We start from the raw sequence: 10,912 nt of genomic DNA, 5'->3' as shown, positions 1-10,912 counted from the left end.
CGGCATGATCCCGCTGGCGCTGGGCACCCAGACCGGCGGCTCGGTGATCCGGCCCGCGGCCTATTGCGGGACCGCTGCGATCAAGCCGTCGTTCCGCATGCTGCCGACCGTCGGCGTCAAATGTTACTCGTGGGCGCTCGACACCGTCGGCCTGTTCGGCGCGCGTGCGGAGGATCTCGCGCGCGGACTTTTGGCGATGACGGGCCGCAGCGAATTTTCCGGCATCGCTCCGGCGAAGTCGCCGCGCATCGGCGTGGTGAGGCAGGAGTTCGCCGGCGCCGTGGAGCCTGCGGCGGAAGAGGGCTTGCTGGCCGCGATCAAGGCGGCGGAGCGCGCGGGTGCCAGCGTGCAGGCCATCGATCTGCCCCAAGCGGTGCAGGAGGCTTGGCGTATCCATCCCATCGTCCAGGATTTCGAGGCGCATCGCGCGCTGGCGTGGGAGTTTTCCGAGCGTCACGACGAGATCGCGCCGCTGCTGCGCGCCAGCCTCGATGCGACGGCCGGGCTGACGCCGAAGGAATATGACGAGGCACGCCGGATCAGCCGGCGCGGCCGCCGCGAGCTTGGCGAGCTGTTCGAGGGTTTCGACGTGCTGCTCACCTATTCGGCGCCGGGCACGCCGCCGGCCAAGGAGCTCGCGACCACGGGCGATCCCCGCTACAACCGGCTCTGGACGTTGATGGGCAATCCTTGCGTCAACGTGCCGGTGCTGAAGGTGGGTGGCCTGCCGGTCGGCGTGCAGGTGATCGCGCGCTTCGGCAACGATGCGCATGCGCTGGCGACGGCGTGGTTCCTGGAGGACGCGCTGGCGAAGTCAGGCTAGCGCCGGTTCGGCCGCGGGCAATTTGCGTTGGGTCTCGTTGCTCGTCGCGCCTTGCCCAAGCCAGCGCTCGGCGGCTGCGCGGCCGCTCCGGTGCAAGAGGCGAATGAAGCCGCGGCCGAGATCGGTCGATGAGCGCTGTGCCAGGCCGTCAACGGAATCTTCTGCCGCGATCCTGGTGAGCCGCAGCGAAGAGGCTGCGTGCGACTGCGCCCATGCGATCGCGGCGATCTCGGCATTGAGCGCGGCGTTGGCTGCGATCTGGTCGAGCCGGCGGTCGATCGCGGCGAGGGTGATCGGCACGTAGCTGTCGCGCGCCGGCGTGACCTGGACGAGCAGGACGTCGGAGGTCGTCGTCTCCTGCGCCAGTCGCAGCAAAGGCGGATTGCCGCCGAAACCGCCGTCCCAATAGGCCTCGCCGTCGATCTCGACGGCGCAGTGAACCAGCGGCGGACAGGTCGAGGCCAGCGCGACGTCGGCGCTGAGTGCGTCGTTGCGGAAGATCTGCTGCTGCCCGTCGCGGATCCGCGTCGCCGCGATCAGCAGCTTTGGACAGCGGGCACCGCGCAACGCGGAAAAGTCGATGTCGCGCGACAGCGCCTGCCGCAGCGGATCGAGATCGAACGGATCGAACTGGCCGGAGCGCAACGTCGGACCGAATGCGACCGAGCTTCCCGCCGGCGAAAAGCCGCCGACCAGCATCAGCGAGCGGAACGAGGCCTCGTGCATCAAGCGGAGCCAGAACCGGTTCAGCCGGCTACGTGCAGCCTCGGGGCCGCCCTCCGCGAGGCCGGAGGCGAGCAGGAGCGCATTGATGGCGCCGGCACTGGCGCCGCTGATCGTGTCGATCTCGATGGGGTCTTCCAGCAGTCGCTCCAGCACGCCCCATGTGAAGGCGGCAAAGGTGCCGCCGCCCTGGAGCGCCAGCGATAGTCGTCGCGGTGGCCATTGTTCGGAGCGTGCCTGCGCGTGCCCGACCGGCGTAGCTCTCGTCACGACCTCGATTGTCACAGGCGCTTGCGCGATCACATCGCCTTGCACCGCTGCCGGCAAGACCGGAACAGGCTTTGGCAAAGGCGAGGGCGCGTCGGACCAGATATTGGTCGTCGAGAGCAGCTGGCTTGCTGCGGTGCAGGAAGCACCCGGCGAACCGACTCCATCATGCGCGTCGACCATCTTCTCGCTCATTCTGAGCAACCACGTAACGCCATCTCGGCCGTCGGGATGACAGGCCCGGGACCCGTTCGCCAATACAACCGTGATTCGGCCGCAAGTTGCGAACAGGATTTGGCATATAATGCAGAAGGGTCGCTTCGGTATCCGTAGATGCCTGACTTCAAGCCTTCTCGCCGATCCGGCTTTCCTTGCCCCCTTGCAATCGCTTGATGTTCTCGCGATGCGCGTAGAACAGGAGCAGCGTCAGCACTGCGAACAATGCTGCGAGCGCGAGGTGGCCGAACCACCACAGGAACATCGGCGTGATGAACGCCGCCACCAGCGCCGACAGCGAGGAATAGCGGGTGGTGAAGGCAGTCGCGAGCCAAAGCAGGCAGAACACCACCATGCCCGGCCAGAACAGACCGAGCAGGATGCCGATATAGACGGCGACGCCCTTGCCGCCTTTGAACTTCAGCCAGACCGGGAAGAGGTGGCCGAGGAACGCGCCGAGCCCGGCCACCATGGCGGCGTTGGGGCCGGCAAGGTAACCGGCGATCACCACGGCCCCGGTGCCCTTGAGCGCGTCGAGCAGCAGGGTGCCCGCGGCGAGGCTCTTGCGTCCGGTGCGCAGCACATTGGTGGCGCCGATGCTGCCCGAGCCGATCGAGCGGATATCCTGCGTGCCGGCGAGCCTGGTCAGCACCAGGCCGAACGGAATCGAGCCGAGCAGGTAGCCGATGATGAAAGCCACCGGCAGGAATGCTTCAAGCCCCATGGCGGCAGCTCCAAAGGCTGGATCTCAATCTCGAGGGATCGCGCACGTCAGACATGCTCATACACCGTCCGGCCACCGACAATGGTGCGCACGACGCGGCCTGTAAAGCGGGCCTCGTCGAAGGGGGTGTTCTTGCAGGGCGATTTCAGGTCGGCTGGATCGACCACCCAGGGCACGTCGGGGTCGATCACGATGACGTCGGCCGGGCTGCCTGCGCGCAGGGTTCCGCCAGGCAGGCCGAGCAACTTGGCCGGGCGGGTCGACATCGCCCGGATCAGCGTCTTCAGTTCCAGCTCGCCGTTGTGAACCAGGCGCAGGCCGGCGGGCAGCATGGTTTCAAGACCGACGGCGCCGGGAGCGGCTTCCGCGAACGGCAGGCGCTTGACCTCGACGTCCTGCGGATTGTGGTCGGACATGATGACGTCGAGGAGGCCGGAGGCGATTGCGGCCACCAGCGCGCGGCGGTCGTTCTCGGTGCGCAGCGGCGGCGACAGTTTCAGGAACGACCGGTAGGGGCCGATGTCGTTCTCGTTCAGCGCAAGATGGTTGATCGAGACCGAGGCGCTGACGGGGAGCCCGGCATCGCGGGCGCGCTGGAGGACATCGAGCGACTCGATGCAGGTCAGCGAGGCCGCGTGATAGCGGCCGCCGGTCAACGCCACGAGGCGCATGTCGCGTTCGAGGATCACCGCCTCGGCGGCATTCGGGATGCCCACCAGGCCGAGCCGCGATGCGAACTCGCCCTCGTTCATCACGCCCTCGCCGACGAGATCGGGGTCCTCGGTGTAGTGGACGATCAGCGCGTCGAAATCCCGCGCGTAGGTCAGCGCGCGACGCATCACCTGCGCATTGGTCACGCTTCTGGCGCTATCGCCGAAGGCGACGGCGCCCGCGGCCTTCAACAGGCCGAACTCGGTCATCTCCTCGCCGTGCATGCCCTTGGTGAGGGCGGCCATCGGCTGGATGTTGACGATCGCGGTGTCGCGGGCGCGGCGCATCACGAAGTCGACGGTCGCCGAGTTATCGATCACCGGAGACGTGTCGGGCTGGCAGATAATGGTGGTGATGCCGCCGGTCGCGGCCGCCTGGCTCGCGGTGGCGAAGGTCTCGCGATGGCTGAAGCCGGGCTCGCCGACGAAGGCACGCATGTCGATCAGGCCGGGCGCGACGACCTTGCCGGAGCAGTTGACGATGTCGGTGCCTTCGGGGACGCCGGCAGCGCCAATGCCGCGGCGGGTCTCGCGGATGATGCCATCGGCGATGAGGACGTCGCCAATGCCGTCGAAATCCCTGGAGGGATCGACGACGCGGGCGTTGGCGAGCAGGATGGGGCGGCGATCGGTCAACATCGGCATCACGCGTTCGGCAGGTTACGGGCGAGCGCTTCCAGCACCGCCATGCGCACGGCGACGCCCATCTCCACCTGTTCGCGGATCAGGGACTGGGCGCCGTCGGCCACGATCGAGTCGATCTCCACGCCGCGGTTCATGGGGCCGGGATGCATCACGAGTGCGTCCGGCTTGGCGTAGGCGAGCTTTTTCTGGTCGAGCCCGAAATAGTGGAAATATTCGGAAGACGACGGCACGAAGGAGCCGTTCATGCGCTCGCGCTGGAGCCGCAGCATCATGACGATATCAGCGCCGTTGAGGCCCTCGCGCATGTCGCGCGCGACCTCGACGCCCATCCGCTCGATGCCGGGCGGCAACAATGTGGTGGGGCCGACCACGCGGACGCGGGCACCCATCGTGTTGAGCAGGATGATGTTGGAGCGGGCGACGCGCGAATGCAGCACGTCGCCGCAGATCGCGACCACGAGCCCTTCGATCCGGCCCTTGTTGCGGCGGATGGTGAGCGCGTCGAGCAAGGCTTGCGTCGGATGCTCATGCGCGCCGTCGCCGGCGTTGATCACGGAACCGTCAACCTTGCGCGCCAGCAGTTCCACCGCGCCGGAGGCATGATGGCGCATCACCAGAATGTCGGGATGCATCGCGTTCAGCGTCATCGCGGTGTCGATCAGCGTCTCGCCCTTCTTCATGGACGAAGAGGACACCGACATGTTCATGACGTCCGCGCCGAGCCGCTTGCCGGCGAGCTCGAACGAGGATTGGGTCCGGGTGGAGGCCTCGAAGAAGAGGTTCACCTGCGTCCGTCCCCGCAGGACGGTGCGCTTCTTGTCAACCTGACGGTTGAGCTCGACATATTCTTCGGACAGGTCGAGGAGGCCGGTGATGTCGGCCGCGGAAAGGCCCTCGATGCCCAGCAAATGCCGGTGGCCGAGGACGAAGGTCGATTTCGATGTCATTAAAAGCAGAGCTATAGGGGCGGATGGCGGGGGGAGCAAGGGGCAAAGGGGAGGAAGTGAGTTATCCCCTGATCTGTAGCCTGCTCAGTCATTCCGGGATGGCGCGCAAGCGCCAGACCCGGAATCTCGAGATTCCGGGTTCGATGCTTCGCATCGCCCCGGAATGACGAAGGATGGGAGGCATCGTGAAACCACTTCTTGCTGCATTTGTATTAATCGTCGCCATCTCCTCCTCCCACGCCCAATCGCTCCCCGGCGGCTTCGTTTACTTGCGCGACATCGATCCCAGCATCATCCAGGACATCCGCTACGCCACGTCGAACAATTTCGTCGGCCGGCCGCTTGCCGGCTATGGTGCCGGAGAGTGCGTGGTCAAAAAGGAGGTGGGGCTGCGACTGAAGGCGGTGCAAGAGGACCTGGTGACGCAAAACCTGTCGCTCAAAATGTTCGACTGCTACCGGCCGGCGCGGGCCTCGCTCGACATGGTGAAGTGGTCGCAGAACGGCCACGAGACCGTCGCCGAGCGGCGCTACAATCCAAAGATCCCGAAGACCGAGCTGTTCCGCCTCGGCTACATCGCGAGCCGCTCGCAGCACTCCACCGGTGCAGCACTCGATCTTACGCTGGTCGATCTCAAGGCTGACAATTCGGGCAAGTACGACCCGTCCAGGACCTATGCCGACTGTACGGCCTCGGTCGAGACGCGCGCGCCGGAAGGCAGCGTCGACATGGGCACCGGCTACGACTGCACCGACACGAAAGGCCATACCGCGGCACCGTCGATCACGTCCGAGCAGCGCATCTGGCGCAAGCGGCTGGTCGCTGCGATGGCCAGGCAAGGCTTTGTGAACTATTCGAAGGAGTGGTGGCATTTTTCCCTGCCAGGGGCCGGTGGGGCAGCCTATGATTTCCCGATCCAGCCGCGCCGGAACTAAAGTCCGCGCCGAGGAAACCGATGACCCAGCCGAGCTTCGCGACCCACGAGGTCTTCAATCAATCGCCCCCGTTCGAGGACATCGATCTGTTCGCCGTGGATCGGCCGCTGGTCGAGGCGGTCAAGGCCAATGGCGGTGCGGCGGCTGAACGCGAGCTGTCCGCGTTCGGCAAGGAGTGGGGCTCGGCCGCGATGGCCGACCGCGGGCGCGCCGCGAACGAGAACACCCCAAAGCTGCGCACCTTCGATGCCAGGGGCAACCGGCGCGACCAGGTCGAGTTTCATCCCGCCTATCACGAGCTGATGGCGCATTCTGCGCACGCCGGCGTGCACAATTCGACTTGGACGGCGACGGGAAAGCCTGCGGGCGATGCCGCCGAAGTCATTCGGGCTGCAAAATTCTACATGGCGTCGCAGGTTGAGACGGGGCATCTGTGCCCGATCACAATGACGCGCGCCTCCGTCGGTGCGCTGGCGACGCAGCCGGACCTGCTCGCGCGCGTGATGCCGGTGCTGTCGACCAGGAGCTACGACCCGAGCTTCGCGCCGTGGTGGGACAAGCGCGGCATGACGCTCGGCATGGGGATGACCGAGAAGCAGGGCGGCACCGACGTGCGCGCCAACATGACCCGCGCGGTGCGCGAGGGCGAGGCCTATCGCATCACCGGCCATAAATGGTTCATGTCGGCGCCGATGTGCGATGCGTTCCTGGTGCTGGCGCAGGCCGATGGCGGGCTGACCTGTTTCTTCATGCCGCGCTTCGCGCCGGATGGCTCGGTGAATGCGATCCAGTTCCAGCGGCTGAAGGACAAGCTCGGCAATCGCTCCAATGCCTCGTCCGAGGTCGAATTCACAGGTGCCTACGCCGAACGGATCGGCGAGGAGGGCAAGGGCATCCGCACCATCATCCAGATGGTGCAGCTGACGCGGCAGGATTGCGCGATCGCCTCCGTCGGCCTGATGCGCTCGGGGCTGGCGCATGCGCTGCATCACGCCCGTCACCGTAGCGTGTTCCAGAAGCATCTCGCCGACCAGCCGCTGATGCAGGCCGTGCTGTCGGACATGGCGCTGCATGTCGAGGCGAGCACGGCCCTGGTGATGCGGCTCTGCCGCGCCTTCGACCGTACGCCGCAGGATGCGGCGGAGGCCGCTTATATGCGGCTGCTGACGCCCGCGATCAAATACTGGACCTGCAAGAGCGCGCCGCCGTTCCTCTATGAAGCGATGGAGTGCCTCGGCGGCAATGGCTATGTCGAGGACGGCATTCTGGCGCGGCACTATCGGGAGTCGCCGGTCAACGCGATCTGGGAAGGCTCGGGCAACGTGATGTGCCTCGACGTCCTCCGCGCGCTGACACGCGAACCGGAGCCGGCGACGGCCGTGCTGCAATCGCTTACGGCCGAGACGAAGGGCTTGCCTGGCGCGGCGGAGACGGTCGCGTTCATCGGTAAGACTTTCCGGCGCGCCGATGGCGAGCGTGTCGCACGGCTTGCGGTCGAGAAGCTGGCGCTGCTGGCGGCTGCTGCGGCGCTCAACGGCGTGTCGCCGCGCCATGCCGAACTGTTCGCGAGCACGCGTCTTGCGGCCAATTACGCCAGCATGTACGGCGCCGTGGAGCTGGAGAACGGTGACGTGCGTGCGCTGCTGGAGCGCGCGCTGCCGTGAATATTTGTTCCGTCATTCCGGGGCGCCCGAAGGGCGAACCCGGAATATCGAGATTCCGGGTTCGGTCCTATGGACCGCCCCGGAATGACGGTGTTGTTCCAACGAAAGCCCGCTGATGGATTCCCTCAATCCCGATCATCCGCCGCTGACCGTGACGCCTGCGGAACAGGCGCCACGCGTCTGGAAGTTCTGGGGCACGGCGCTGTGGGGCCTCTTCGTCTTCGTCGCGATGTTCGTCGGGCAGATCGGCGCCGTCGTTCTGCTGGCGGCGCAGCGTGGCCTTCCCATGGACCTCGCCTCGGTCCAGCTCGTCGGCCGCGAGCCCCAGACGCTCGCGCTGTCGGTCATCATGGGCCTGCCGGCGACGCTTTTCGCGGTGTGGCTCGCCATTGCCATCAAGAAGGCCTCCTTCGTCGACTATCTCGCGCTGCATTGGCCGTCCTGGAAGCAGCTCCTGTTCGGTGCCGTCGGCCTCATCCTGATCGTGCTGGTCTGGGAGACGATGTCGCGCGCGCTCGGCCGCGAGGCGACGCCGGGCTTCATGACCGATCTCTTGAAATCGGGTCGCGACAAGGGCGCAGCGTTGTTGCTCCTGTTCGCCTTCAGCGTGGCCGCGCCGATGTCGGAAGAGATTCTGGCGCGCGGCTTCCTCTATCGCGGCTGGTCGGCGAGCTTCCTGCGCGTACCGGGCGCGATCCTGTTGTCGTCGCTGGTCTGGACAATCGTGCACCTGCAATACGACATGTACTTCCTCGCCGAGGTCTTCACCATCGGCCTGTGGTTTGGCTACATGCGTTATCGCGCGGGCTCGCTCTGGCTCACCATCATCCTGCACGCGCTGAACAATTTGACCGCGGTGGTGCTGACGATGTGGCTGGGGAGCTGAGCGGACGCCTGCCGCTTCCCCAACTGCAGCGGATAAAAGACCCGCGGTGTCAGCGGGTCAGATTGGTATCGCCGGCCACTGCCTTGCGAGTTCCCGGCCTTGTTGACAAAACATCCCAAGGTAGAATGAGCTTGTCACGCATCCCGCGATCGGCTTGAATGCGGAAATTAGCCAGGGGCGCTTTCGCACGCGACGCACGGCCCCGCCCAATTTTTTAACTTGATTTTTGAGCTTGTCCCACGCGGAGCGATTGGAGGGGCCATGTCCGATTTAACGATTTTCATCAGCCACAAGATGCCGAAGGATAGTGAGGCGGCTCGCCGTATCGGAAATTTGATTGCCTCGTACTCCGGCAACAAGATCAAGATCGTCCTAGCGGAGGATTTTCAGAAGGGCAGAGAACTTACTCCGGAGATCACAGCAGCGATCCAGAGTGCGGACATCTTTCTGCTGCTCTACACTGGCGAGGATCAGGATTGGGGATACTGTCTGCTCGAGGCTGGCCAATTCCAAACGGCTCTGAGCAAGGACGAAAAAAGATCTATTGTCGTTTTTCACGATCCGAGTGTTAGCAAGCCGAGAGCGCTGAGCCAGTACATATCGGTGCCGATATCGTCGGACCAGGTTTACGATTTCCTGGAGCAGATATACGTCGAAAGAGATATCTACCCAGGTATCGACACGGCATTCTTGCGCAAGACTGCCACCGACATTTGCAGATGGTTCGACTATACGCACGTCACCGCGATTAATTTTGATCTCGTTCCAAACTTCTCAATCGAATTGAGCCGCACAAAACAGAATGAAGACTGCCTGGAGCTGGAGAATCTGCCAGCGGATGCGCTATTTATGGGAACCCAGGATTGGGAGGCGCTGTTCGGGAAGGACGTGTCAACGGGCGCTTGGAACTGGAAGGATTTGTCCTCCGATTGGGTCGATCGCGACATCTACGAGCCTGAACTCGCGCGGATGCTGCGGAGCGCCTCCAAGAAGAAGGCGCCCTTGGGATGTTTCATTCGGCCCACCGGGTCCGACGACCTGTTCCGGCTTACCCTCCGGCGCTACGAAGAGATCGACGGCGCGAGCCGATTGAAGTTCTACTTCACTGCAGCGCCGATCGACATTCCGATCTTCGGAATCCACGACACCACAAACAAGGAGGAACTTGCCGTCTACAATATGATCAACATCACTTGGTATGCGCGACGAAAGCTGATTGATCAATTGTATGACGAGCTGTTGGGATACGTGAATTCGTCGCAAGCTGAGGCTGTGAAAGTCCATAACGTCGTCTTGAAAATACGGGACGAACTGCGAAGTCTGGAAATACAGAGCAATATACGCGGGATTTCGAAGCCGATGGACGCTCGCGGTGTGGCGCCTCTGACCAAGACGATGAAGGATGAGGTCAGCTGGAACGACCTGCTGAAGACCATACTCGAATGCTCCAGGAAGGAGCCGATCGACATCAAGACGATCGCGCAATCCCTGTATGAGATCGCGAAAATGAACCGCGACTACTATCAGTTGAGCGCGCAAAAATATGCCGATATCGCTCAGAATCTCCAGTTGCCCCCGGCACCTCCGTAAGACAGAAGCGGCGCCATCCGTGCGGGCGGAGCCGCTCGGTCGGGACGACTACGATCGGTCGGCGTTAGGCCGTTCGCTCAAGCCACCAGCGCGATCGCGATCGGCATGGTGATCGCCGCCAGAATCGTCTGCAGCGTGATGATCTGCGCCAGCAGCGGCGCATCGCCGCCCATCTGGCGGGCGAGAACATAGGCGCTCGACGAGGTCGGGACCGCCGAACAGATCGCGACGATCGCCAGGCTGTCGCCCGACAGCCCGAACCAGACGGCGAGGACGAGGGCAAGTGCCGGCATCAGCACCAGCTTGAAGACGACGCCGATCGCAGCGCTGGCGCTTGGGCGCAGCAGGCCTTCGAGATGCAATCCCGCGCCGGTGACGAGCAGGCCGATCGCGAGCGAGGAGCGGCTGAGCGCGTCCGCCACCTCATGCCAGAGTTTTGGCAGCGGCAGGTGGGTGACATTGACCAGGAGCCCGATCGCACAGGCCCAGATCAGGGGATTGCGGACCAATGTCATGACGATGGCACGGCCGGATTGCTTCTCGGGCGCGGCATAATGCGCGAGCACGGCGACGCTGAACACGTTGACGAGGGGAATGATGGCGACCATGGCCACGGAGGCGAGCGCCAGCCCGACGTCGCCGAACATGTTGGCGCAGACGGACAGCCCGACGAAGGTCTGCCAGCGTGTCGCGCCCTGGAAGATCGAGGTGAAGGCGGGGCCGTCGATGCCGAGCCGCGCCAGGGCGGGGCGGAGCGCGAGGCAGAGCAGCGACATCGCGAG

General features: G+C 64.5%; 10 protein-coding genes. 5 read left to right on the top strand and 5 right to left on the bottom strand.

The features are described from left to right. A partial coding sequence (locus MOV74_RS19440) for an amidase family protein (protein ID WP_246925720.1) occupies positions 1-823 on the top strand: 823 nt, incomplete at its 5' end. On the opposite strand, the gene MOV74_RS19435 is transcribed toward MOV74_RS19440, so the two are convergent. From MOV74_RS19435 to MOV74_RS19420, 4 genes are all read right to left on the bottom strand, one after another. Continuing rightward, entirely contained in the window at positions 815-2,008 is a 1,194-nt protein-coding gene (locus MOV74_RS19435; protein WP_246925718.1) for a patatin-like phospholipase family protein, read from the bottom strand. The genes MOV74_RS19440 and MOV74_RS19435 overlap by 9 nt on opposite strands. A gap of 148 nt (positions 2,009-2,156) precedes the next feature. Further along, positions 2,157-2,753 (bottom strand): glycerol-3-phosphate 1-O-acyltransferase PlsY, encoded by a 597-nt coding sequence (gene plsY, locus MOV74_RS19430; protein WP_246925715.1) that lies wholly within the window; start codon positions 2,751-2,753, stop codon positions 2,157-2,159. Between the two features lie 47 nt (positions 2,754-2,800). Then, positions 2,801-4,102, bottom strand: coding sequence for a dihydroorotase (locus MOV74_RS19425; RefSeq protein WP_246925722.1), 1,302 nt, complete (start codon positions 4,100-4,102; stop codon positions 2,801-2,803). A gap of 5 nt (positions 4,103-4,107) precedes the next feature. Then, complete coding sequence (locus MOV74_RS19420; protein ID WP_028135931.1) at positions 4,108-5,055, bottom strand: aspartate carbamoyltransferase catalytic subunit; 948 nt, start codon at positions 5,053-5,055, stop codon at positions 4,108-4,110. Between the two features lie 185 nt (positions 5,056-5,240). On the opposite strand from MOV74_RS19420, the gene MOV74_RS19415 reads away from it, so the two are divergent. The 4 genes from MOV74_RS19415 (at position 5,241) to MOV74_RS19400 (ending at position 10,130) form a co-directional block, all read left to right on the top strand. Then, on the top strand, positions 5,241-5,990 hold the full coding sequence (locus MOV74_RS19415; RefSeq protein WP_246925714.1) for a M15 family metallopeptidase: 750 nt from the start codon (positions 5,241-5,243) through the stop codon (positions 5,988-5,990). Between the two features lie 20 nt (positions 5,991-6,010). Continuing rightward, on the top strand, positions 6,011-7,654 hold the full coding sequence (locus MOV74_RS19410) for an acyl-CoA dehydrogenase family protein (protein ID WP_246925713.1): 1,644 nt from the start codon (positions 6,011-6,013) through the stop codon (positions 7,652-7,654). A gap of 115 nt (positions 7,655-7,769) precedes the next feature. Further along, the gene (locus MOV74_RS19405) at positions 7,770-8,540 is read left to right on the top strand and encodes a CPBP family intramembrane glutamic endopeptidase (RefSeq protein WP_246925712.1); all 771 of its coding nucleotides are present in this window, start codon (positions 7,770-7,772) and stop codon (positions 8,538-8,540) included. A 261-nt stretch (positions 8,541-8,801) separates the two neighbouring features. Then, complete coding sequence (locus MOV74_RS19400; RefSeq protein ID WP_246925711.1) at positions 8,802-10,130, top strand: toll/interleukin-1 receptor domain-containing protein; 1,329 nt, start codon at positions 8,802-8,804, stop codon at positions 10,128-10,130. Positions 10,131-10,207: 77 nt separating this feature from the next. On the opposite strand, the gene MOV74_RS19395 is transcribed toward MOV74_RS19400, so the two are convergent. Beyond that, a partial coding sequence (locus MOV74_RS19395) for an AEC family transporter (RefSeq protein ID WP_246925710.1) occupies positions 10,208-10,912 on the bottom strand: 705 nt, incomplete at its 5' end.

It is taken from the genome of Bradyrhizobium sp. SHOUNA76, assembly GCF_023006445.1.
Lineage (GTDB): Bacteria > Pseudomonadota > Alphaproteobacteria > Rhizobiales > Xanthobacteraceae > Bradyrhizobium.
The sequence above is the reverse complement of the archived record's forward strand: the minus strand, read 5'-3'. Positions and strand labels throughout refer to the sequence as shown.